This window comes from Microbacterium marmarense, from assembly GCF_037204165.1.
GTDB classification, from domain to species: domain Bacteria; phylum Actinomycetota; class Actinomycetes; order Actinomycetales; family Microbacteriaceae; genus Microbacterium; species Microbacterium marmarense.
This window is the reverse complement of the sequence record NZ_JBBDGL010000003.1, coordinates 181673-204569: the sequence shown is the minus strand read 5'-3', so window position 1 is coordinate 204569 and position 22897 is coordinate 181673. Positions and strand designations below refer to the sequence as shown.

Annotated in this window: 19 protein-coding genes; 9 read left to right on the top strand and 10 right to left on the bottom strand. The window is 63.1% G+C overall.

Annotated elements, in window-relative coordinates; genetic code table 11:
- Positions 1-61: 61 nt before the first annotated feature.
- The 4 genes from WDU96_RS11235 to WDU96_RS11220 all read right to left on the bottom strand — a co-directional run bounded on the left by WDU96_RS11235 (position 62) and on the right by WDU96_RS11220 (position 5311).
- Positions 62-1402, bottom strand: a complete 1341-nt coding sequence (locus WDU96_RS11235) for an ABC transporter substrate-binding protein (protein WP_337338605.1) — start codon at positions 1400-1402, stop codon at positions 62-64.
- A gap of 71 nt (positions 1403-1473) precedes the next feature.
- On the bottom strand, positions 1474-2370 hold the full coding sequence (locus WDU96_RS11230) for a carbohydrate ABC transporter permease (RefSeq protein ID WP_337338604.1): 897 nt from the start codon (positions 2368-2370) through the stop codon (positions 1474-1476).
- Positions 2367-3296 carry a carbohydrate ABC transporter permease gene (locus WDU96_RS11225; protein WP_337338603.1) on the bottom strand — a complete coding sequence of 310 codons (930 nt, stop codon included), beginning with the start codon at positions 3294-3296 and terminating at the stop codon, positions 2367-2369. The genes WDU96_RS11230 and WDU96_RS11225 overlap by 4 nt, the downstream gene beginning before the upstream one ends.
- Complete coding sequence (locus WDU96_RS11220) at positions 3293-5311, bottom strand: beta-galactosidase (RefSeq protein WP_337338602.1); 2019 nt, start codon at positions 5309-5311, stop codon at positions 3293-3295. The genes WDU96_RS11225 and WDU96_RS11220 overlap by 4 nt, the downstream gene beginning before the upstream one ends.
- A gap of 144 nt (positions 5312-5455) precedes the next feature.
- Here WDU96_RS11220 and WDU96_RS11215 point away from each other — a divergent pair, with 144 nt between their 5' ends.
- From WDU96_RS11215 to WDU96_RS11185, 7 genes are all read left to right on the top strand, one after another.
- Positions 5456-6475 carry a LacI family DNA-binding transcriptional regulator gene (locus WDU96_RS11215; protein WP_396668724.1) on the top strand — a complete coding sequence of 340 codons (1020 nt, stop codon included), beginning with the start codon at positions 5456-5458 and terminating at the stop codon, positions 6473-6475.
- Between the two features lie 178 nt (positions 6476-6653).
- Positions 6654-8204, top strand: a complete 1551-nt coding sequence (locus WDU96_RS11210) for a family 20 glycosylhydrolase (RefSeq protein WP_337338600.1) — start codon at positions 6654-6656, stop codon at positions 8202-8204.
- Positions 8201-9334 (top strand): N-acetylglucosamine-6-phosphate deacetylase, encoded by a 1134-nt coding sequence (nagA, locus tag WDU96_RS11205; RefSeq protein ID WP_337338599.1) that lies wholly within the window; start codon positions 8201-8203, stop codon positions 9332-9334. The genes WDU96_RS11210 and nagA overlap by 4 nt, the downstream gene beginning before the upstream one ends.
- A gap of 334 nt (positions 9335-9668) precedes the next feature.
- Positions 9669-11579, top strand: coding sequence for a sigma-70 family RNA polymerase sigma factor (locus WDU96_RS11200; protein ID WP_337338598.1), 1911 nt, complete (start codon positions 9669-9671; stop codon positions 11577-11579).
- 57 nt (positions 11580-11636) lie between these two features.
- Positions 11637-12023 carry a YrdB family protein gene (locus WDU96_RS11195; RefSeq protein ID WP_337338597.1) on the top strand — a complete coding sequence of 129 codons (387 nt, stop codon included), beginning with the start codon at positions 11637-11639 and terminating at the stop codon, positions 12021-12023.
- Positions 12020-13405, top strand: a complete 1386-nt coding sequence (locus tag WDU96_RS11190; RefSeq protein ID WP_337338596.1) for an FAD-binding oxidoreductase — start codon at positions 12020-12022, stop codon at positions 13403-13405. The genes WDU96_RS11195 and WDU96_RS11190 overlap by 4 nt, the downstream gene beginning before the upstream one ends.
- On the top strand, positions 13402-13836 hold the full coding sequence (locus WDU96_RS11185; RefSeq protein WP_337338595.1) for an NUDIX hydrolase: 435 nt from the start codon (positions 13402-13404) through the stop codon (positions 13834-13836). The genes WDU96_RS11190 and WDU96_RS11185 overlap by 4 nt, the downstream gene beginning before the upstream one ends.
- A 460-nt stretch (positions 13837-14296) precedes the next feature.
- On the opposite strand, the gene WDU96_RS11180 is transcribed toward WDU96_RS11185, so the two are convergent.
- The 6 genes from WDU96_RS11180 to WDU96_RS11155 all read right to left on the bottom strand — a co-directional run bounded on the left by WDU96_RS11180 (position 14297) and on the right by WDU96_RS11155 (position 20713).
- Positions 14297-15076 (bottom strand): glucosamine-6-phosphate deaminase, encoded by a 780-nt coding sequence (locus tag WDU96_RS11180; RefSeq protein WP_337338594.1) that lies wholly within the window; start codon positions 15074-15076, stop codon positions 14297-14299.
- Positions 15069-15995: an ROK family protein gene (locus WDU96_RS11175; RefSeq protein WP_337338593.1), complete on the bottom strand. Its 927-nt coding sequence runs from the start codon at positions 15993-15995 to the stop codon at positions 15069-15071. Before WDU96_RS11175 ends, WDU96_RS11180 begins: the two co-directional genes overlap by 8 nt.
- 43 nt (positions 15996-16038) lie before the next feature.
- On the bottom strand, positions 16039-17010 hold the full coding sequence (locus tag WDU96_RS11170; protein WP_337338592.1) for a carbohydrate ABC transporter permease: 972 nt from the start codon (positions 17008-17010) through the stop codon (positions 16039-16041).
- The gene (locus WDU96_RS11165) at positions 17007-17972 is read right to left on the bottom strand and encodes a carbohydrate ABC transporter permease (RefSeq protein ID WP_337338591.1); all 966 of its coding nucleotides are present in this window, start codon (positions 17970-17972) and stop codon (positions 17007-17009) included. Before WDU96_RS11165 ends, WDU96_RS11170 begins: the two co-directional genes overlap by 4 nt.
- A gap of 188 nt (positions 17973-18160) precedes the next feature.
- The gene (locus tag WDU96_RS11160; protein WP_337338590.1) at positions 18161-19441 is read right to left on the bottom strand and encodes an extracellular solute-binding protein; all 1281 of its coding nucleotides are present in this window, start codon (positions 19439-19441) and stop codon (positions 18161-18163) included.
- Between the two features lie 78 nt (positions 19442-19519).
- Positions 19520-20713: an ROK family transcriptional regulator gene (locus WDU96_RS11155; RefSeq protein WP_337338589.1), complete on the bottom strand. Its 1194-nt coding sequence runs from the start codon at positions 20711-20713 to the stop codon at positions 19520-19522.
- A 114-nt stretch (positions 20714-20827) separates the two neighbouring features.
- Here WDU96_RS11155 and WDU96_RS11150 point away from each other — a divergent pair, with 114 nt between their 5' ends.
- Together WDU96_RS11150 and WDU96_RS11145 are read left to right on the top strand one after the other, a co-directional pair.
- Positions 20828-21319, top strand: coding sequence for a hypothetical protein (locus WDU96_RS11150; protein WP_337338588.1), 492 nt, complete (start codon positions 20828-20830; stop codon positions 21317-21319).
- A 109-nt stretch (positions 21320-21428) separates the two neighbouring features.
- On the top strand, positions 21429-22877 hold the full coding sequence (locus WDU96_RS11145; RefSeq protein WP_337338587.1) for a L,D-transpeptidase family protein: 1449 nt from the start codon (positions 21429-21431) through the stop codon (positions 22875-22877).
- Positions 22878-22897 lie beyond the last annotated feature (20 nt).

The following is a 22897-nucleotide window of genomic DNA, read 5'->3' as shown; positions in this document are numbered from 1 at the left end:
GCCGCGAGAGTCGAGGAGAACACTGACGCCCGCGGCACGAAGGTGGTGAATCACTATTCGCCTACTCTGCCACCGGAATGGACTGAGCCTCAAGCGTCGAGATTGTCGAAGCTTGTGCCGATTCCAAAGCGTCGAAGAGAGTGCCCTGACCGGTCACCGCCTGCTGAAAACCGTCGGACACATCGGCGTACGTCTGCGTCATGGTCGGCCCCCAGACGAAATCGGGGTTGACCTGAGCGGCTGCATCAGCGAAGACGTCGTAGATCTTCTGTCCGCCGTAGAACTCCACGCCTTCCTGAAGCGAGGGCAGGTCAAGACCCGCAGTCGTTGCCGGGTAGATGTTTGCCGACTCATTGAGCGCGGTCAACGCCTCGTCGGAGGTGTTGAGCCAGAGTGCAAACTTGGTCGCCTCGTAGAGGTGGTCGGTTCCTTTGAACACAGCGACAGACGAGCCGCCCCAGTTTCCGGAGCTTTCGCCGCCAGCTTCCCACTGCGGTGCTGCAGCGACTGACCAGTTTCCGGCGGTGTCGGGTGCGCCACTCGCGATGGAGTTTGCGCCCCAAACCGCGGAGTTCCAGCTCCAAACTTCGCCAGAGTTGTAGGCGTTGTTCCACTCTTCGGTCCATGCCGGGTAGGTCGAGACAAGATCTTCGTCAAGAAGCTCCTGCCAGTATTCAGCGACCACGGTTGACTCGTCGGCGGTAAGGTCAACTGTCCACGCGTCGCCGTCGTTGCTGAACCAGTCGCCGTTTGCCTGCCACACGAATCCAGCGAACTGGTTGATGTCAGCTGTGGAGAAGTTGGTGATGTAGCCACCAAGATCACGGATCGTTTGAGCCGCTTCTTTGTACTCGTCCCAGGTCGTAGGAACAGGAATCTCGTTCTCTTCGAACAGGTCGGAGCGGTAGAACAACGCCATCGGCCCGGAGTCCTGCGGAATGCCGTAGACGCCGTCTTCGCTGCCCAGCGTTACCTGACCCCAGGTCCACGGAATGAACTCAGCCTCGGCCGCGACAACATCTTCACAGCCCGCGAGGTTTTCGAGGCCATCCTGTACGCGGAAGCTCGATAGGGCGTCGTACTCGATCTGACCGAGATCGGGTGCGTTGCCTGCTTCGAGCTGGCTGAAGAAGCTCTGGTAGGTACCAGAGTTGCCGTTGGGGCCTGTCTGAACCTCTACCTGAATATCGGGGTTCTCCGCATTCCAGGTGGCGACGGTCTCCTCGATGCCCGGGATCCACGACGTGAATTCGAGCGTCACATCGCTGCCCGCGGGCTCGCACGCCGTGGCGCCTGCGGCGGTGCCGTCGGAGTCGCCTGTGCTACTGGCGCCGCACCCTGCCAGCGTCATCGCGCTGAGCAAGGCGACGCCGGTGACGACTGCTCTCTTGGTTATCTGCATGATCTTCCTTACTTCGTTGTGTGGTGGAGGGACTTGCTGCTGAGCGTCGGTTGAACACCGACGGCGGGGACTTACTTCACGGAGCCGGTGCCGAGTCCGTTGCGCCAGAAGCGCTGAAGAAAGAGGAAAGTGATGATGAGCGGGATGATCGAGATGAAGGACCCGACAAGAACGTAGGTGCGCAGCTCAGGAATCTGATTGAGCTGCGTGTTCCACGCGTAGAGGCCATATGTGACGGGGAACAGTTCTTCACTGCGGAGCATGATCAGCGGCAGAAAGAAGTTGTTCCAAATTGCAACAAACTGAAAGAGGAACACGGTGATCAAAGCGGGCATCATGAGACGGATCGATACTGTAAAGAACGTACGAACCTCGCCCGCGCCGTCAAGTCGGCTGGCTTCGATGAGTTCGTCGGGAACACTTGCCCCCGCATAGATGCGGCTGAGGTACACCCCGAATGGGCTGACGATGCTCGGCAGCAGCACTGCCCAGAACGTGTTCGTCAGATTGACCTGGCTGAAGATCAAGAACAGCGGCAGCGCGAGCGCGGTTGCGGGCACGAGCACGCCACCCAACACCACGTTGAAGTAGGCTTCGCGACCGCGAAACTGATACTTCGCGAGCGCGTAACCGCACATGCCGGCGAAGACGGTAGCCAATAGCGCGCCGATGCCTGCATACCCGGCAGAGTTCACCAGCCACCGGAGGTAGATTCCGTCTCCATAAGCAAAGAGGTCTTGCACGTTTTGCACGAAGTTCCAGTCGGCGAACCACAGTGCATTCGTGGTGAGCAGTTCACCACGATCTTTGGTTGCTGCGATGAACAGCCACCAGATGGGTACCAAGAAGTACAGCGTGAACACGGCCATGACGACCAGTGCTACGGTGCGCGACACCACACTCTCGCGTGGCCCGCGGGGGGAGAGATCGTCGGCGGTAGCGCCGCGCGTGCGAGTCAGCATGCTCATCGTTCTGCCTTTCGCTGCGTGAGTCGAAGGAACGTGAACGACAGCACACACGTTGCGACGGCAAGCACCACTGAGAAGGCTGCCGCGAGGTTGACATTGGGGATCGCGCTAGTGGCGTACACGGTCATGTTCGGTGTGAACGTGCTTGACACGGCCGAGCTGAATGACCGGAACACTTGGGGTTCAGCGAGCAGCTGCAAGGTGCCGATGATCGAGAAGACTGCGGTGAGCACAATGGCAGGAGTGATCATAGGGATCTTGATAGACCACGCGATGCGCACCTGACCGGCACCGTCCAGCCGAGCTGCTTCGTAGACTTCGCTCGGAATGGCCAGCAGCGACGAGTAGATGATGAGCATGTTGTAACCCACGAAGACCCACGTCACTACGTTCGCGATCGACCACAACACGAGCTCGGGTGAAAGAAAATCGATGCTGCGAGTGACATCGGTGAAAGGCGAGAGATTGGGCGAGTAGAGGAACCCCCACATGATCGCCGCAATGACCCCCGGCACGGCATACGGTGCGAAGAATGCGAGCCGAAAGAACCGCTTTCCCTTCAGTACTGGCGAATCAAGGAGCAACGCGAACAGCAACGCGAGACCAAGCATGACCGGCACTTGCACAATGCCGAATAGCAACACCCGCCCCACTGATTCCCAGAACGGACCGTTCTCGAACACCAGGAGATATTGGGTGAGTCCGCCGAACACCTGCCGCGGTTCGCCGTAGGTTCCATCGCGCTCGACGACCAGCAACGACTGCCAGATGGCATAGCCGATCGGAATCAAGTAGAAAAGCGTGAACAAGACGCTGAAGGGAGCCATGAACAACGCGATGGAGCCGCGATGCTGAATCTTCGGTCGTGGTAGACGAGGCGTCGACCTCTTGTTGCCTCGCGTAACGAGCAACTCTGTGGCGGTCATACAGCCGCCCCCTCTCTGATGATGCGAACCGCCCCGGCGGGTACATCGATGTGACCGACGACCGGGCTGCCCGTGATGATTTCGTTTCCTTGGCTCTGCACAGCGATCGCCTCGTCGGCGTGGTTGATGACGAATAGATACGAGTGGTCGGCGCCAACCCGCCTGACGACCTCAAGTTGTGAGAAGTCTCCATTGGCGACTGCCGCCGGGCGAACGTTCGCCGCTGCGGCCATTTCAGCCATCACGTTCTGGTAGCCCGCAGGCTCCAGTTGTGTCGCCACGTACCACGCAGTGCCGCTCCCCCACGCGTTGCTGGTGATGGCGGGATGCCCATTCGACGGACCGTCAGAAAACTCTGCGTGGGTGAGGGCCGTGATTGCACGACCGCGCTCTGACCACAGCCGCGAACGTTTTCCATCTGACAACGTGAGCACTTCGCCAGGCTCCACGGGCGCAAATTCTTCGATGCGAATACCTAGGGCTTCACGAAAGGGGCCCGTGTATCCACCAGTGAACACGCGATCGTTCTCGTCGACGGTGCCGCTATAGAAGGTGATGAGCGCGATACCGCCATCCGCGATCCAATCGGTGATCACTTTTGCATCACTCGCGCCCACAAGATGTAGGCCTGGAACGACGACCATCCGGTACTGCGACAGGCATGCTCCGGGCGGGACAATATCGACCGTGATGCCGAGCGCGCGTATTGCGGAGTATGCCGCGTGAATTTGGTCGAGATAGCCAAGCGATTGGCTCGGCCTTGACTCGGTCTGGGTCGCCCACCATGACTCCCAAGAGAAGATGATGGCGGCGTGCGCTTCCACGCGCGTTCCGGCAACTTCTTCGAGCTGATGGATCGTGGCTCCGAGCGCGGTCATTTCACGCCACAGGTCGGTGTCTACGCCCGCGTGCGGCAACATTGCCGAGTGAAACTTCTCACTCCCCTGCACCGATGCGCGCCACTGAAAGAAGCACACGCCATCTGCGCCGCGAGCGACGTGTGTAAGTGAATTTCTTGTCATCTCGCCTGGCATTTTCGCGAGATTCAGCGGTTGCCAGTTCACCGCGCCCGTGGAGTGTTCCATCAGAAGCCACGGGGCGCCTTGAGCGAGTCCACGCGAGAGGTCCGCAGCGAATGCGAGCTCCATGGTGGGGGCGGCCAAGCGCTGGTCAAGATAGTGATCATTCGCGACGATGTCGACATCGTCCGCCCACGACCAGTAATCCATGTTCTCGATATGCGCGGCAACCATGAAGTTGGTCGTCACCGGGATGTCGGTGAGCGTGCGCAGAACTTCAGCCTCGGCTCTGTAATGGTCGAGCAATTCGTCAGAGCTGAAGCGGTGAAAATCGAGCTCCTGACCGGGGTTGCATGTGGACAGTGTCGCGCGCGGCGTGTGCACTTCGCTCCACGCCCCGTAGGTCTGGCTCCAAAACGCCGTACCCCAGGCTGCGTTGAGCGACTCGAGGGTGCCGTATTTGTCCTGCAGCCAACGCCGGAAGGCGATCGCGCTTTCATCGCAGTAACAAAGAGCGTTGTGGCACCCAAGTTCATTTGACACGTGCCACAGCGCGACCGCGGGGTGTTGCGCATAGTGGTTCGCTACTGCCGTCACCAGACCAAGTGCAGCCCGGCGAAAGTCTGGTGAGCTGGGGCACCATGCCTGTCTGCCGCCGTGATAACGTCGCGTCCCGTCTGCGGCCATTGGCAGAATTTCTGGGTGAGCGGTCGTGAGCCACGCCGGCGGCGAGGCCGTTCCTGTACCCAGATTCACTCTGATGCCCGCGGCATGCAAGCGACCGATCACGTCGTCCAAGCGCGCGAAGTCAAAGTCTCCAGCGCGAGGCTCAACGTGAGACCAACCGAATATGTTGATCGCGACCAGATCGACGCCCGCGTCTCCCATGAGCGCAATATCTTCGTCCCACGTTTCGGGATCCCACTGCTCAGGGTTGTAGTCACAGCCAAACGCGATGCCGTCGTGTTCGAAGCTGCGGCGCGACAGGTCGGTCATGGTCTCCTCGGATCTGTGAACGTGCACAGATCCGTAAAGCTTTCCTCTGCATCGAGGGTCTGTGAACGTGTACAGACTTACATGTGACCGAGGACTTGTCAACAAATTCGCAAACACTGTGCGCGTGCACATACGATGAGCAGCGTGGAGGCAAGGAATCGTCGCCGGCGGGCAACCGTAAAAGATGTCGCTCTTGAGGCGGGCGTTTCCCGCGGCACGGTAAGCCGGGTACTGAACGGGCAGCCATACGTTTCTGAAGACGCGCGGACCGCTATCGACGCCGCTATCGCCAAGGTCGGGTTCATCCCAAACCGTGCGGCGCGTAGCTTGGTCCTGCAACGCTCCCAAGCGATCGGGCTCATCGTGCATGAGCCCCATTCACTGTTCGTCGAAGACCCGAACATTGGGTCAATTCTGATGGGTGCGAATGCAGCGCTCTCCGAAGCCGACTACCAGATGTCGACCCTCATTGCGGACACTCCTCGAGACGTCGACCGGCTGGCGAGATACCTCAGCGGCGGCCTCATCGACGGCGTCATCATCGTTTCTGCCCGTGTGGGCGACCCCATCACCGAAGCAGTTGCGAGGCTAGATCTCCCCGCGACCTTCGTCGGCCGCCCGCGCGACATTGGCAGCGCTGCGTCAGTGGCGATCGACAACCGGGATTCAGCTCGAAGGATAACGAACCGCCTTCTCGCTACCGGCCGCCGACGTGTCGGCATGATCGCCGCCGCGCTCGACCGAGACTCAGGCGCTGATCGACTGGCAGGTTTCGTTGACGCGGTGGGCGGTCGCTTCGACGCGGAGCTTGTCGAGCGCGTGCCCCTGTATTCCTACTCCGACGGCCAACGGGGCATGCGCACCCTGCTCGCGCGATGCCCTGACGTCGATGGCATATTCGCCTCGAGCGATGCTGTCGCCGCGGGGGCCATGGACGTGCTCCAAAGCGAGGGCCGTCGCATTCCCGACGATGTGGGAATCGTGGGCTTTGATGACAGCTCGTGGGCAATGAGGTGCGATCCCCCGCTGTCAACTGTGCACCAGCCAGCAACCGAACTCGGCCGCGCAGCCGCCGAATCAGTACTGAGACAGTTGCGCGGCGTCAGCGATGAATCCGAAGGGCGCCAACTCGAGTGCCCGATTGTCTGGCGTGGCTCTGCGTAGGCGCCTTTCGCTCTCTCGCCGCCGCGGCTCCCGGCGGTCTCTCGCTTCGCCGGGAGCGCCCTGGTAGGCTTGCGTCAACATTTTGTTAGGGGGCTTTACATGAAACTAGCGGACTCGCCTTCATGCTCCGATCACCGTGATGTGGCAGCCCTCCTCGGTCAGCAAGCTTGGAGCCATCGTGCCGATTCCGTCCGTCGTCCCCGCCCCCTCCACGATCGAAATTGCCGAAGGTGATCCGCCATTCACGTTCAGTGGCTCGACCGTCCTGACGGGCGATCCGGATGCCACCGCGCTGGCGGCGACGCTGCTGGCTCGCCGAACCGGGGTTGCCATGCCTGTTGCTCTCCGGCACCGCCAGGCGCCAGACGGGTTCGCGCCAAACCCTGTGCACATCGACTTCTCATTGACTCCGGGGCTACCTGCTGAGTCGTACCGGTTGCGGGTCAGAGACAACGGCATCGAAGCGACGGCGAGCGACGAAGCGGGGCTTTTCTACAGCATCCACACCCTGTCTCAACTCGTGCAGGGCCGCGACGGTGAGTTCAGCATTCCCTCCGTGCTGATCGAAGATTCCCCTCGCTTCGCCTACCGAGGTGTGATGCTCGACGTCGCGCGTCACTTCCACAGCGTCGAGACGGTTAAGGCGTACATTGATCGCGCCGTCAGCCTCAAGTTCAACGTGCTTCACCTTCATCTCACCGATGACCAGGGCTGGCGCATCGAGTTGCACTCGCGCCCTGAGCTGACCGCCATGGCCAGCGGCACTTCGGTGGGCGGGCACCCCGGCGGATTCTTCACGAAGTCCGACTACCGAGAGATCGTCGACTATGCAGCGTCGCGCCACATGACGGTCGTGCCCGAAGTCGATGTGCCGGGGCACACTCACGCTGTAGGGCTCGCGTACCCCGAGCTCGTCGAAGAACCTGTGCTGAGCGAGCATATTCACGAAGTCGTGCACGAGTATGGTGGCTCGCTCCCACAGAGCGGCACCCCCTATGACGGCTTAGCGGTCGGGTTCTCGTCGCTCAAGATTCACGATGAGAAGACCTACGATTTTCTGGCGGATGTCTTCGGCGAACTCGCCGGCATGACGCCAGGGCCATACCTGCACCTCGGCGGCGACGAAGCGCTCGGCACCGAGCCTGCAGACTTTGCCGAGTTCATACGACGAGCCAGCGAACTCATCGCTGACCTCGACAAGATTCCCGTCGCATGGCACGAAGCTGGCGCCGCCGCAGGTCTGCACGACAGCACGGTGGGCCAGTACTGGGGCTTTGTAACCCCGATCGACGGCATGGATGACAAGGCGCGCGCGTTCGCACGCAACGGCGCACAGCTGATCCTCTCTCCGGCCGACGCGATCTACCTTGATATGAAGCCGACCGCCGACGCCTCGCTCGGACTCACCTGGGCCAATGGGCCAACAAGCGTAGAACGGGCCTACTCGTGGGAGCCTGCGACAGTCATCGCTGGCATCACCGACGCAGACATTCTCGGAGTTGAAGCACCCCTGTGGACCGAAACGGTGCGCGACCTCGACGCTATCGACGCGCTCGCTTTCCCCCGCATCGCGGCGGCCGCCGAAGCTGCGTGGTCGCCGCCCACTGGCCACAGCAAACTGCGAACATGGGACTCGTTCCGTGCGCGGGTCGGCCGCTTGGGTCCACTGTGGACAAGCCAGGGCATTCGATTCTCGGCATCTGAAGAGATCGACTGGTCCCAGGAATGAGCACGCTGATCCATTCGGTGCGCCTCATCGACGGTGGCACCGAGATCGAGAACGCCTGGGTGCTCTTCGACGACGGCCGCGTCTCGTCGCGGGGCGAAGGCACCAGCTACCCGACCGCGCGGGAAGTGGTCGACGGTTCGGGATGCATCCTCTCACCCGGGTTCATCGATATCCACGGCCATGGAGCCGGCGGCGCAAGCTATGACGGTGGCGCGGATGCGATCGCCACCGGGCGCGCTGTGCACCGCGAGCACGGCACCACCGCCGCCCTGATTTCTTTGGTGACAACCTCGATCGACGATCTGGTCACCCGCGTTGGCATCATCGCAGATCTGGCAGAACGTGATTCGTCGATTCTCGGCTCGCATCTTGAAGGACCATTCCTCGATCCGGCTCACAAAGGGGCGCACACGCTTGAGCTCCTGCGGGCGCCCGATGCAGCATCCATCGAACGGCTCCTGGAAGCGGGACGCGGGACGATCCGCCAGGTGACGCTCGCACCCGAGCTGCCCGGCGCTGACGATGCGATCCAGCAGTTCATCGAGGCTGGGGTGGCTGTTTCGATCGGACACACCGATGCTGACTACGCCACCGCACAGCGGGCTTTCGACGCCGGGGCAACCCTGATGACCCACGCGTTCAACGCGATGCGCGGCATTCATCATCGCGCACCCGGCCCGATCGTCGCTGCTCTTCGCGACCCTCGCGTGACACTTGAGATCATCGCCGACGGGGTTCACGTCGATCTGAGCTTGATCGCGGTCGTGTTCTCGGCAGCCCCTGGCCGAGTGGCGCTCGTGACGGACGCGATGGCAGCCACCGGCGTCGGCGATGGATGCTACGACCTCGGCGGTCTTCAGGTAGAAGTCTCAGCCGGTGTTGCTCGTCTCGCGAGCGACGGTGCGATTGCGGGGTCGACTCTCACCCAAGATGAAGCCCTTCGGCGCACCGTCGATGCGGGCGTGCCCGTCGTCGAGGCGATCCGAGCCCTGACCTCTACTCCAGCACGGAGCATCGGCCGACCGGATATCGGCCACCTCGAGACGGGCGCTAGCGGTGACGCGGTGCTGCTCGACACTGATCTGACAGTCAGGCGAGTCTGGGTCGCCGCGCAAGAGGTTATTCGTTGACGTCGGAGCGGCCGCCGCATCCCCAACGCGACGGCCGCCGACCCCCCGGAGTGGCGGTGAGCTCAGTCCCTCCCCCGAGTTTCTGATCTCACCATCGGCTGCTCGGGTGTACCCCCGGGTACCGAACAACCTTCTCCTGACATATGAGACGACGTAACAGCCGTTCTATTACGCGACTTTGGAAAAAACAATCTGGATGCTCCCGTTGCTCACCCGCCTGGCGAAACTGAGCAATAGCCGTAAGAATGGAAAGGTTGCGTGATACGACGCCGTATTCACCGTCTCTTGGTCGAACAGACATAACGCAGCGTCCCCCCGACGACCGGAGATATCAGTGCCCGAAGACGAAGCAATCAGACCCCGCGGAGCCGCCGCAATGGCCGACGCGGATCTCGTGTTGCGCGCCCGCTCGGGTGATACCGATGCGTTCGGTGAACTCTGGAGACGCCACTATCGTTCCGGCATCACCGTCGCGCGCAACATCTCACCGGGCACCGACGCCGATGACCTCGTGCAAGAGGCATATACGCGCATCTACAAGTCGATCATCGCGGGGGGCGGCCCGAGCGGGTCTTTTCGCGCCTACCTTTTCACCAGCATTCGAAACACCGCCGCTGCGTGGGGCCGCTCGAATCGCGAGACCGCCCTCGACACTCTGGAGCTAGTCGAAGATCCGGCGAGCACCGAACAGGCCACCTCAGAGGCGTTAGACCGCGGGCTCACTCATCGCGCTTTTCGCAGTCTGCCCTCCCGCTGGCAAGAAGTGCTCTGGTACTCCGAGATCGAGCAGATGAAGCCTGCCGAGATCGCTCCGTTGCTCGGCATGAAGGCGACCGCTGTCGCGCAATTGACCTTCCGCGCTCGAGAAGGGCTTCGCGAGGCGTGGATTCAAGCGCACCTGCAGTCGGTCGCCGACGGATCCGACTGCCAATGGACGATTGAGCGCCTCGGCGCCTACGCCCGCAACAACGTCGGCATCCGGGATCGATCCAAGATCGACAAGCACCTAGAAGACTGCCCTCGATGTGCGATCGTCGCAGGCGAGGCGCAAGACGTCGGCAACCGCTTGGCGCTGGTGCTGCTGCCGTTGACTGTCGGCGTTGCCGGCACTGCTGGCTACCTGGCCTCTTTGCAGGGCGCCGGAGTTCCGGTGCTCGCTCTGGCTGCAATGCCCTCTTCGGTCATCGAGGGCGCAGTGAGCGCGGGCGCCCCGATGTCTGTGGCGGGTAGCGCCGCAGGCTCCGCCACCGCGGGCTCCGCCACCGCGGGCGGCTCCAGCACGAGCGGGGCGGCTGGAGCGGCGGCGAGCGCTGGTGCGTTCTCGAGCGTCGGCGGAGCGGTCGGTCTGGTGGCTGCCGGCGTGGTCGTCGCGGCCGCCGCCATGACCGCCGCCATCGCGTTGCCGCAGCTCGCAGATTCCACCAACGCGGCATCGTCGGCAGCCCAGCAAGCGCAACAGGCTGCCGCCGGATTGCCGTCCATCACGCTGTCTGACGAAGACGCCCCGGATGCAGCCGCAACTGAGCCGCTCGATGAGCTGGCACCCACGGTTCCTGACCCGCCGGTCGAAACCGAAGAAACGCCCACGCCAGACGCAGCGTCACCCGACACCGCACCTCCGGACGGTGCGCCGGTGCCCGACACTGAACCAGTGACGCCAGAAGCTATCGCGCCTGAGACGATGGTGCCCGCCGAGCCGCCCACGGTCACTCCATCGCCGGAGCCGACACCCGCGCCGACGCCTGAGCCCGAGCCCACGTCTGAACCCACACCCGAGCCGACGCCGACGCCCGAACCCACGCCAGCGCCGATACCCGAGCCGACGCCAACACCGACACCGACACCGACACCGACACCGACACCAGAGCCGACACCGACACCAGAGCCGACGCCAACACCTGACCCCGGGACCGGCGAGGACGAGTCCACGCTGCCGGATGGCACTCCGTCAGTGGGCGCTGCAACGGCGAGCTTCAACGGCACGCGCCTCACATTGCAGATTCCCGTCACGGGTGAGCCTGATGCGACGGCGCGAGTCTCGTTCGCAGGTTCGTCTCTGGGCGACCTCGTGCTCGACGCCGATGGCAGCGCCACCGTCACCATTCGACCGAGTCTCGCCCAGCTGCTGGCCAACTCGAGCGTCGTTGTGAGCTACGTCGCCGGCGACGAGGTGGGAGCGTCAAACTCGGTCAGCCTCGGCGATATCGTCAGCCTGCGAGACCTTATTGCGGCGATTCGCGCCTAACCACAACCGTCCGGCGCCCCGCAACAGCAGTCGAGAGAACCTCCTAGACTGGAAACCATGCCTGAGTCCGTTGCCTCCGAGTCTGCCGCGCAGCCCGCGCCGGGAACCCGCGCGCCACTCGCAGCGATTGACATTCTTGCCTTTCTGACCGAGCTTGCCGCCTTCGCAACGCTCGCGATCTGGGGTTTCGCTTCGTGGTCCTTCCCCTGGAACATCGTCGCCGGTATCGGCGCGCCCGCGCTGGCCATCGTGGTGTGGGCGCTGTTCGTGTCACCGCGAGCAGTCTTCCTCGTGCACCCGTTCATTCGGGCGCTCGTCGAGATCCTCGTCTACGCCTCGGCGACTCTCGCCTGGTGGAGCATGGACTTCGCCTGGGTCGGCTTGGGCTTCGGCATCGTGGCCGTCACGGTCGGAGTCTTGGCGGGCCGGCGCCGCTTCGCATGAGCGCGGCGGTCGTCAACCAGCTCATCGCCGCCCTTGGCGATGCCGTCGACATCACTGAGACAGCACGAGAGTCGGCACGCGCAGACAAATCAGGCCACGCCGCGCACGGACTCCCCCTCGCCCTCGTGCACGCGCGCAGTGTTTCAGACGTTCAAGAAACGCTGCGCATCGCCTCGGCGACCGGCACTCCTGTGGTCACGCAGGGCGCACGTACCGGCCTGGCCGGCGGCGCGAACGCCGGCGAAGGTGAGATCGCGCTGTCTGTTCGCACCATGGATCGCATTCTCGAAGTGCGCCCCGACGACCTCGTCGCCGTTGTAGAGCCAGGCATCCTAAACGCCGACCTCAACACGGCGCTCGCCGAACACGGCATGTGGTGGGCACCCGACCCTGCTAGTCGAGCGATCTCAACCGTCGGCGGCAACATTGCGACCGGAGCGGGCGGGCTGCTCTGCGCAAAGTACGGCGTGGTTCGAGATGCGGTGCTGGGCGTCGACGTCGTGCTCGCTGACGGACGCCTGCTTCGACTCGGACACCGTACTGTCAAGGGCGTCACGGGACTGGATCTGACATCGCTGATGATCGGCTCAGAGGGCACTCTCGGCGTCATCGTCGGCGCGACGTTGAAACTGAGGCGCACGATACCTGGCCAGGTGTGCACTCTCGCGGCGACTTTCGTGAACGTCAGAGCCGCGGCCGTGGCATCGGCAGCCGTCACCGCTTCGGGAGTGCAGCCAGCCATTATGGAGCTGATGGATGCTGCTTCGCTTGCCGCCGTGCACGATCTGCTCGACCTCGGCGCTCCTGCGCCGGGGGTAGCCCAACTGACGATTCAAACCGACGGCGTCGCCGCGGTTGCCGATGCCGAAGCGATCGCGGCGATACTGCGCGCAGCGGGCGGCACCGTCGCAGTGTCACACAACGCTGAGGAGGGCGAGCGCCTGCTGGCCATCCGCCGGTCGATGCACCCCGCGATGGAGCGACTGGGCACGACTCTCATCGAGGATGTCTCGGTGCCGCGCAGCGCCATGCCGGCGATGTTCGACGAGATCGCGCGCATCGAACGCGAACGCGGTGTCGTGATTCCCACCGTGGCTCATGCTGGCGATGGCAACCTGCACCCGAACTTCATCTTCGACGCCAAACCGAATGTTGCGGGGATCGTCGATGTGCCGGAATACATCTGGGAGGCAGCCGACGAGCTGTTCACCGCCGCGCTGAAGCTGGGTGGCACGCTCACGGGCGAGCACGGTATCGGCGTACTCAAGCGGCGTTGGCTTGCCGACGAGATTGGCGACGACCAGTGGGAGCTGCAGCGCCAGCTCACTCGAGTGTTCGACCCGCAGGGCATTCTCAATCCCGGCAAAGTATTCGCCCCGTGATCGACGACACCCGAAGCACCGAAAGCAGCGGGCCCCACCGGGTCGTACACGTGAGTGCCATGGTCGTCAGCGACGAGCATGGGCGGGCTCTCGTCGTTCGCAAAGCTGGAGCATCCGTCTTTCAACAGCCAGGCGGAAAACCTGACCCCGGCGAGACTGCGCTAGAGACGGGCCTTCGCGAGTTGCAAGAAGAGACAGGAATCACTGTCGACGCTGCGAATGTCGAAGCACTGGGCACCTTCACCGACATCGCCGCCAACGAGCCCGGGCACTCCGTCGTTGCGCAAGCATTCGCGGTGAAAGTGCAGGGGGTCAACGCCGCAGCCAGCGCAGAAATCGCCGAGCTGCGATGGGTTCGCGAGCACGAGGTTGCCGACACTCCCCTCGCTCCGCTGAGCCGCAACCAGCTCATCCGCTTCGCCTGGCGCTGACGACTTCCCCAGCAAAACGCCGCGCGCCCGGGCGTTCCAGCGAAACGCCGCGCGCCCCAGCACACGGCCGGGCATTCCGGCGACACGCCGTGCGCGACGCGGGTTTGGCCGTCTCGCAACCAAAGGCCCGGCCATTTCGCAACCAAAAACCCGGCCGTTTCGCCCGATTGCGCCAAGCGAAAGCGAACACGCGCGCCCCAGCGAACGCCGCGCGTTCCAGCGAACGCCGCGCGCCCCAGCGAACGCCGCGCGCCCCGGCAAACGCCGCGCCCCAGCACACGGCCGAGCGTTCCAGCAAAACGCCGCGCCTTCCGTCAAAACGGCCGGGCGTTCCAGCGACACGCCGTGCGCGACGCGGGTTTGGCCGTCTCGCAACCAAAGGCCCGGCCGTTTCGCAACCAAAGGCCCGGCCGTTTCGCAACCAAAGACCCGGCCGTTTCGCCCGATTGCGCCGAGCGAACTAGATCCCCTGCCAGGCGGGCTTGTTCGCAAAGGTGTACCGGTAGTAGTCCGCGTTCGAGAGCTCGGATGCCGCAGCTTCGTCAACCACCACAGTGACGTGTGGATGCAGCTGGATGGCCGAACCGGGAACAGATGCGGTGAGCGCACCTTCAACGGCGGCGGCGACAGCCTTGGCTTTGCCGCCGCCGAAAGCGAGCAGCACCAGGTGTTTGGCGCGAAGAATCGTGCCGAGCCCCTGGGTGATGCAGTGGCGCGGCACTTCATCTACCGAGGCGAAGAAGCGTGCGTTGTCTTCACGCGTCTGTGCGGTCAGCGTCTTGACCCGGGTGGCCGAGGCGAACGACGAACCGGGCTCGTTGAAGCCGATGTGGCCGTCAGTGCCGATTCCGAGAATCTGAAGATCGACGCCGCCTGATGCTTCGATGGCGCGCTCGTAGTCTTCGCCCGCGTGCTCAATCCCATCGGTTGAGCCGTCGGGCGTGTGAATGCGCGCGGCGTCTAAACCGAGGGGTTCGACAACCTCGCGGGTGATGACCGCGCGGTAGCTCTCGGGGTGGCCCGCGGCGATACCGACGTACTCATCGAGAGCGAACCCGCGTACCTGCGACACATCAATGCCATCGAGATGCTTGGTCAGCGCTTCGTATACGGGCAGGGGCGTTGAGCCGGTGGCCAGTCCCAAGACGGTTTCGGGATTGCTGCGTACCAGGCGCGCAATCTCACGGGCGACGATCTCGCCGCCAGCTGCCTTGTCGTTGACGATGATGACCTCAGCCATGAGCAAGAACTCCTTCTGTGTTTCGGGCGTCACCGAGCAGCGCAGCGCCGAGTGCGGCCGCGGGTGAACCGGCGGGCAGCAGCGACACTCGAGCCGACAGCGAGAGCGAACGCATGAACGGCGACGCAGTCGCGCTTGCGTCGAGGTCTGCGGCGATGTCATTCAGCAGCCGCGTGCCGAGGTTGGTAACCCCACCGCCCAGCACCACGGTGTCGACGTCGACGGTGAGCACGAGCACTCGCACGGCCGCTGCGGCGCCCGCCGCGAGGTCGTTGCGAAGCTCGGTCGCGAGAGGATCGCCTGCGTCAGCGGCATCGAATACGTCGAGCACGGGAAGTGCCGACACTCGACCCCATCGCTCGGCGATTGAGCGGCCGCCGGCGAGAGCTTCGATGCAGCCGCGCTGCCCGCAACGGCACAGCGGGCCGTTCGGATCGACCGAGATGTGGCCCACCTCGCCAGCGGTGCCGTGACGACCACGCATGAGCACACCGTCTTCTACGATTCCCGCCGCGATGCCCGTGCCGAGATTGAGATAGCCCATGCGGCCCGTCGCGCCGTGCAGGGCATAACCGCCCAGTGACGCAGCCTTCACGTCGTTCTCAACGTGCACTGGCACGCCCAGGGTGGGCGACACCGCAGCCGCCAAGTCGAGTTCATCGACCCCGAGGTTGACCGCATGAGTCACACGAGTCGTGCCGGGAACCACTTGACCGGGAATGCCGATGCCTACCGACCGAAACTCAGGCCATGCAGCATCAATCTGCCCGCGCAAAGCTCGCACCGCTTCGAAGACTGTCGCTACAACAGCGTCTGGGCCCCATCCGGTGGCGATCCGCACCCGCGACACCACAGTGCCAGCATCGTCAATTGCGACCGCATCGGTTTTCGTTCCGCCGACGTCAAGCCCAACCCTCATTTGCCGCCCTCCCGACGGGAGGTGGCGAATATTCGTGCGTGCATCAGCCCTTGACCGCTCCAGCGACGAGACCACCGGTCATGCGCCCCTGCACGAACAGGAAGAAGATGACAACAGGAATCGCGATCATTGTTGAACCTGCCATGATGGCGCCCCAGTCCACCTGTCCGCCGACGCTTGAGGACTGGAATGCGTTCAACCACGTCGGCAGGGTGAGGTTATAGCCCTTCATGAGCAGCAGCGCCATTGTGAACTCGTTCCACGACTGAATGAAAGCGAAGATTCCTGTCGATACGAGGCCGGGGGCCAGCAGCGGGAAGGTGACCTTCCAGAATGCTTGCGATTTGGTGCACCCATCAATCATGGCGGCCTCTTCAAGGTCTGCGGGCACGCCGGCGACAAAGCCGCGCAACGTCCAGATCGTGAAGGGAATGACCATCGCCACATAGACGATGCCGAGTCCGAGCATCGTGTTCATCAGCCGCCAGTCATCGATCATCCCGTAGATCGTGAACATCATGGCCTCGCCGGGGATCATCTGGATGATGAGCACCGAGACAATGAACCCGCGGCGCCCCTTGAAGTGGAAGCGTGCGACCGCGATCGACGCGAGGAATGCGAACAACAGGGTGACGATCAGCACACCAGCGGTGACGGTGACTGACGTCATCAACGCGTGGGGAAAGTCCGTTTGCCCGGGGGCTGCCTCACGCGTCCACGCGGTGATGTAGTTGTTGACCGTGAGGTTGAAGGGCAGAAAGCTCGGCGTACGCGAAACAATCTCGTTGTTCGGCGTGAGCGACATGTTCACCATCCAGTAGATGGGGAACACCGACATGGCGAAGACGATCGCCGCGGCGATGTTGAGGCCGGTGCGGTACGCAATGCGCTTGCCAGAGGGGCGACGGGCGTCGATTGAGCGACGCTTGGGCGTCTTGGTGTTGCCTACTTCGCCGACGAGGTCGTCGACCCCGATCGTGCCGAGCTGGGTGCCAGCAGTGACTTGAGTACTCACAGCTCTTCCTCCTTCAAGGTGGTGCGCACATAGCCCCATGAGAGGGTGAGCAGCAGAATGACCATCACGACACCGATGGCCGCGGTTGCGCCGAACTCGCCCACGCCCTGGCGGAACAGGTAGGTTCCGAGCACGTTGGTCTCGGCGGCGATGCCACCACGTGTCTGCAGCGCGTAGACCTGCGTGAAGATGCGCAGATTCCAAATGATCTGCAGCACCAGAACCACGGTCATGATGCTCCGGATGTATGGAAATACGACGAGCCGGAATCGCTTGAACCCGTTCGCTCCGTCAAGGGATGCTGCTTCGAGCACCTCACTGGGAACCTGACCCAAGCCGGCGTAGGTGGTGAACGCCACGAAGGGAATGCCCTGCCACACGACGATGATGGTCAACACGAAGAAGAACGAGAGCGGGTTGAGCAGCCACGAGTGGTTCGTCCAGTCGCTGGTGCCGGTGATCGTGTTGAGAGCCCAGTTGACGACGCCGTACTGCGTGTCGAAAATCCAGCCCCACACGACGGTTGCCGTCAGCGGCGGCATCGCCCATGCAAGCAGCAGCCCGACCGACACCAGAATGCGCCAGCCACGGCTCAGTCGCGTCATCAGAACCGCCACCAGCGTGCCCATGACAACGATCAGCACGGTCAACACGACCATCAGAGCGAGACTGCGCACCAGCACGGCGGGAAAGTCACTCTTGGTGAACAGGTCGACGTAGTTCTCGAACCAGACGAAGTTGGGCAGGGTGCCCTGCACCTTGTTCTTGACGGTGTAGTCGCTGAACGACTGGATCACCATCAGCACAGCGGGGTAGCCAACCATCACGCCAAGGATGATGAGCGATGGGGCAAGCAGGCTCCATGCACCTCGCGCTTCGCGACGTGCGCGAAACTTCTCTCGGCCGCTCGCAGGCTTCGCACCGGGCTTCACTGCACGGACCGCGGTCTGAGTTTCACTCATGTTCGCCTCCTCTCTACGGATGTCTCTGGGCACGTCGAAACGTGCTCGGTGGGATAGGTGGTTGGTACAAGACCGCTCTCCAGGTCAAGCTCAGCTTTCGCGTGATCGCGCTTCTGCTCCTGACCGAGGGATCGGTCCTGACACGGGGCTCCGGCCCGTAAGCCGGGGCCCCGTGTCACGAGACGTGACTAGTCGTTGAGGATTGCCTCGATAGCGGTGTCGAGCTCGGCCGCAATAGCCGCGACATCGCCACCCTGTGCGATCTTCACGAGCGCGTCGGGGATGAGCTGCGCTGCTTCAACCTCAGACCACTGGGGGCTTGCCGGCGTGCCCTTCGAGTTTGCAAGAGCCTCACCCTGCGCCTTCGCCGAAGCGGTGTCAGGCAGCGCCGAAGCAGCCGAGAGCAGTCCGGGAACGAGCCCCTGCGCAGCCAGGAGCTCCTGGTAGCCGTCCGACAGCATGATGGCCAGAGCGGCCTTCGCCTTTTCAGGCGAATCGCTCTTGTACGCGACACCGAGGTTTGATCCGCCCGCGAAGATCGGAGCGGTTTCACCAGCGGTCATGCCCGGGAGCGCGAATGCAGAAAGGTCAGATGCGTAGGTGTCGGGGCAACCTTCGGAAACCTCTTCACCAGCAGCCTCGTCACCCCACGGCCATGCGCCGGTGAGGTTGCCCTCTGCCCACGCGGGGCTCGAGAGGAATCCGACCTCACCCGCACAGAACGCGATGTTTCCGAGACGCTCGTTGCCGTCAACCGGCGCAACGGATGCGTTCTCGTAGACGTCCTGCAGCATTTCGAGGCCCGTGATGCTCTCGGGGCTCGAGAACTGTGCGTCCCAGACATCACCGTCTTGAACAGCAATCTCGCCGCCGTTCGCCCAGACGTAGGGAAGCGCGTTGTACCAGTCTTTGCCCGGCGCGAAGATGCCCGAGACGGTGTCTGTGGTGATGGCGGTGCCCTGTGCAACGTACTCATCGAGCGTGGCAGGCAGCGTGTCACCTACGATCTGAGGCGTGTAGAAGACGATGCGTCCGCCGGCATAGTAGGGCGCTGCGTACAGCGAGCCGTCGTAGGTGCCAGCGTCAACCAGCCCCTGCACCATGTCTCCGAGTTCACCCTCGATGTCGCTCAGGTCTGCGAACAGACCAGCGTCTGCGAATCCGAGCGCCTGGGTGTTGCCGACCTCGACGACATCCGGTGCGTCATTCGACGACAGCGCTGCGGTGTACGTGTCAGAAACGTCTGCCCACGTCTTTTCTTCGATGTTGATGGTCCAGCCATCGTTTTCTTCGGCGAACGTGTCGACCAGGTAGTCACGAGCAGTCTGAGGCGTGTCGGTGCCGACCAGCCAAACCGTCACTTCGCCAGTGGACGGCTCTTCAGGGGCGGCAGCGGTGCCGCCGGAGCAACCGGCGAGAACGACGGCCGAAGCGCCTACGAGCGCAATGGCTCCGAGCTTCTTGTTCATGGGTGTGTTCCTTCGTTTCCTTGGTGGATTCCGGGAGGGTCGGGTGACCCATCCGGGGGGGGATTTTGGGGCCTCGTGCTATGACACCCCGAGTTGTCCAGACAGGACCATGACGGCAGCACCGCGCAGGACGATGTCCTGGCCCTGCTCCGTCATCCGCACACGCACCCCGTCATGGAACTGGGCGAGAGTTCGTGCGCGGAGGGTCTCGACGGCTTGTTCCGCAAGCGGACCGTCAAGAAGTTCAGGGGGACCAGAGAGAACGATCTCTGATACGTCGAGCGCACCGACAACAGGAGCCAGAGCAATACCGAGCCTCTCCCCCGCATCACGCAGCACGCCCTCACGTTCGGCGTCGGTGCCCGCTGCGTCTAGTCGCGCCGTGAGGGCGGGCACTGATAGCCACGCTTCGAGGCAGCCGATCTTGCCGCACACGCAGGCCGGCCCACCGTCGGTGCCGACAGTGACGTGGCCGATCTCGCCCGCAGCGAAGTGTGCGCCGCGCATGGGCTGCCCGCCTGAGAGCAGGCCGGAGCCCACACCGCGACCGACTTTCACCAACAGCACGTCGGCACCCGATCCGCCGAAGGTGTACTCCGCGAGCACTGCGGCATTCGCATCGTTGGCAACGAGAACGGAAAGCCCGAGAGCTTCTTGAAGCGAGCCCTCGAGGTCGAATCCCACCCAGCCGAAGTTGGGGGCGGCGAGGACTACGCCGCGGCCGTCGACGACACCCGGCGCGCCTACACCTACGCCGAGCACGGGAGCGTGTGAATCAGCGACAAGCGAACGAGCGAGTTCGATCACAGTGTCGACAACGGCCTCGGCGGACGGCAGGGCAACCTCGCTGCGAACGACGACGTCGCCGTCAAGCGTGAGCACCGCGCCGATGATCACGTCGCTTCCAGACAGGTCGATGCCGACGATGCGATGGCCCGCACGATCAAGATCAACCAGCATCGCTGGTTTGCCCGGGCCGGATGCCTCGCGCATGCCGATTTCGGCGACAAACCCGTCGGAAATCAATTCGGCGATGAGATCTGAGATGGTGACGCGAGTCAGGCCCGTCTCACGTGAGAGATCGGCTCGGCTCATTGCTCCCTGATGAAACAAGGTCTGCAGAAGCAGCGAACGGTTGTGCCCGCGTGCGTGCTCTGGCAGCACCTTCGCTCCTTGGCGCAGTGCGCGACCGGGAACGAAAGCGCGAGAACGTGCGCTGAGCGGGTGCTGCGGCGAATCCAGAGTGGAATTGCCATGCGCTTCGGTTGACATGTTTGTTAGTGAACCTTACGAACAAAACTACCGCAACCCTCATCTCGATTTTGTGTGGCGTATTTACAAAACTGTTACATTCCGCGCGAGCTCGACAGATCGTAGGGTGGACGCATGCGTACGCTCTCCCTCGCCCGGCGCTTCGCAGTGCTGGCGGTAGCCACAAGCCTCGTGTTCGGTGCCACGGCGTGCACCGCAACACCCGAAGAAGCTGACTCGGCAGCATCCACCAATTCGAACGGTTCGACGAGCGACTGGGTCGACGCTCAGGGCGACGAAGGCCAGTCCACAGACGACGCCTGCGCTCTGGTTCAAGACACCATCACCTCGGCCACTGACGACTTCGATGTCGCGAGCGAAGATGACCCGAGCGCTGTTGTTGACGCGATGCAGGCCGCCGCCGATCAGCTTGCCGAACTCACCCCCGCCGTGACCAACGACGAGGTGGCAGCGCTCGTGCCTTCGCTTGAGACGCTCTTCCGTCAAATCGGCGAGTCGATGAACGACATTCTGAACGGCGACACCGAGAGCCTCGAAGAGCTTGACCAGCTCGGCGGTGACTATCAGGCCACGATCGCAGAGTTTCAAGCTCTCTGCACTCCCTGATCGGAGGCCATTTCATGCACCTGCTTGTTCCCAGACGTTGCACGGGACATTCACACGCATGCGTCCCTTACCATAGGTACAAACGTCGCTGACTGTACGGGGGTGCCACGTGACGGATCTCGCAACCAAACCAGGTTCTGATGAGACCTCGCCGGGTGAGAATTCCGACGCGCCCGCAAGCGAAGATACTCCGGTCTACGAATGGGCTCCCGCGGAGCCCAAGAAGAAGCGCCGTGCAGGGCTGTGGATCGGCGTGGGCGCCGCGGCGGCCGCCGTCTCACTTGTCGCAACCTCTCTCGTGCTGATCGCTCCCGGCACCGCCGTGGCGGGCGTACCCGTCGGTTTTCTCACCGTGGGCGCCGCTGCAGACGCGATTCAACAGCAATTGAGCGACACCACCGTCATTCTCACCGGCGAGGGCGCAGATGCGGTTGTCACCGGAGCCGATCTCGGCGCATCGGTCGACGCTCGCGCTCTTGCCGATCAGGCATATGCCGAAAACCCACTGTGGAATGTCACCGCCTGGTTCTCGGAATCGGCAGACGCCACCATCGTCGTCGACGAGGCTGCCGCGTCATCGACCTTGCGTGCGGCGCTCCCCGGACTCTATGCAGACCCGACCAACGCGACGATCGCATATGACGCTGATTCAAAGGCCTACGTAGCTACCCCCGCCGTTGACGGCACCGGTGTGGGCCCTGCCGCTGTAGTCGCTGCGCTTGAGGAGGCTTTCCTCGCTGGCGAGGAAAGCGCCGAGATTGAGATCAGCGCGGCGCCCGTGAGCGCAGAGACCACGACTGAGGTGGCCGAGGCAACGGCAGAGTCTCTCAACGCGGTCCTATCGCGCGCGGGTTTCTACATCGGCGATGAGCGCGTCGTGCCATTCAGCCGGGCTGACACCGCAGAGCTGCTGACTGTTGCCCCCGTTCCCGGCGGCTTCGACATCAGCGCAAACGCCGAGGCGATCCAAGCCATCGTCGACACACTTCCCGAACAGATCAACCGTGACGCCGTCAACGCGGTGGTCATCACCGATTCTGGCGGTGGCGTCTTGCGTGAAATCACTGCTGGAGTGAGCGGACGCGAGCTGGGCGACACCTCTGGCATCGCAGCAGCCTTCGCCGCGCAGCTTGCCGCGGGCGAAGCGGTGTACGAGCTCCCTGTCGAAACGACGGACTTCACCACAGCTGCCACCGAGCGTCGCATCGAAGTTGATCTCGGCGCGCAGACGACCTACCTTTTCGAGAACGACAGTGTTGTCAACTCGTGGCCGATCTCGTCTGGGCTTCCGGGTGAAACGGTCACGCACACGGGCAGCTACCGCATCTTCGCTCACGTGCCCATTCAAGATATGGGTTGCTTCGACGGCGCCGAGTACTGCACCGAAGACGTTCCGTGGGTCATGTATTTCAACGGAGACCAGGGCTTTCACGGAACCTACTGGCACAACAACTTCGGCACTCCCATGAGCCATGGCTGCGTGAACATGCCTGTCGACGTGGCCAAGTATGTATACGATTGGGCACCGACCGGCACCGAGGTGTGGGTACACGCCTAAGCACTGAACCTGGTGCTCGC

Bases quoted from the DNA above. Each gene is read 5' to 3' on its own strand.
- WDU96_RS11190 (WP_337338596.1), top strand. From the start codon at position 12,020: ATGAGCGCGGCGGTCGTCAACCAGCTCATCGCCGCCCTTGGCGATGCC.
- WDU96_RS11195 (WP_337338597.1), top strand. From the start codon at position 11,637: ATGCCTGAGTCCGTTGCCTCCGAGTCTGCCGCGCAGCCCGCGCCGGGA.
- WDU96_RS11150 (WP_337338588.1), top strand. From the start codon at position 20,828: ATGCGTACGCTCTCCCTCGCCCGGCGCTTCGCAGTGCTGGCGGTAGCC.
- WDU96_RS11235 (WP_337338605.1), bottom strand. From the start codon at position 1,402: ATGCAGATAACCAAGAGAGCAGTCGTCACCGGCGTCGCCTTGCTCAGC.
- WDU96_RS11230 (WP_337338604.1), bottom strand. From the start codon at position 2,370: ATGAGCATGCTGACTCGCACGCGCGGCGCTACCGCCGACGATCTCTCC.
- WDU96_RS11180 (WP_337338594.1), bottom strand. From the start codon at position 15,076: ATGGCTGAGGTCATCATCGTCAACGACAAGGCAGCTGGCGGCGAGATC.
- WDU96_RS11160 (WP_337338590.1), bottom strand. From the start codon at position 19,441: ATGAACAAGAAGCTCGGAGCCATTGCGCTCGTAGGCGCTTCGGCCGTC.
- nagA (WP_337338599.1), top strand. From the start codon at position 8,201: ATGAGCACGCTGATCCATTCGGTGCGCCTCATCGACGGTGGCACCGAG.
- WDU96_RS11165 (WP_337338591.1), bottom strand. From the start codon at position 17,972: ATGAGTGAAACTCAGACCGCGGTCCGTGCAGTGAAGCCCGGTGCGAAG.
- WDU96_RS11155 (WP_337338589.1), bottom strand. From the start codon at position 20,713: ATGTCAACCGAAGCGCATGGCAATTCCACTCTGGATTCGCCGCAGCAC.
- WDU96_RS11225 (WP_337338603.1), bottom strand. From the start codon at position 3,296: ATGACCGCCACAGAGTTGCTCGTTACGCGAGGCAACAAGAGGTCGACG.
- WDU96_RS11175 (WP_337338593.1), bottom strand. From the start codon at position 15,995: ATGAGGGTTGGGCTTGACGTCGGCGGAACGAAAACCGATGCGGTCGCA.
- WDU96_RS11220 (WP_337338602.1), bottom strand. From the start codon at position 5,311: ATGACCGACCTGTCGCGCCGCAGCTTCGAACACGACGGCATCGCGTTT.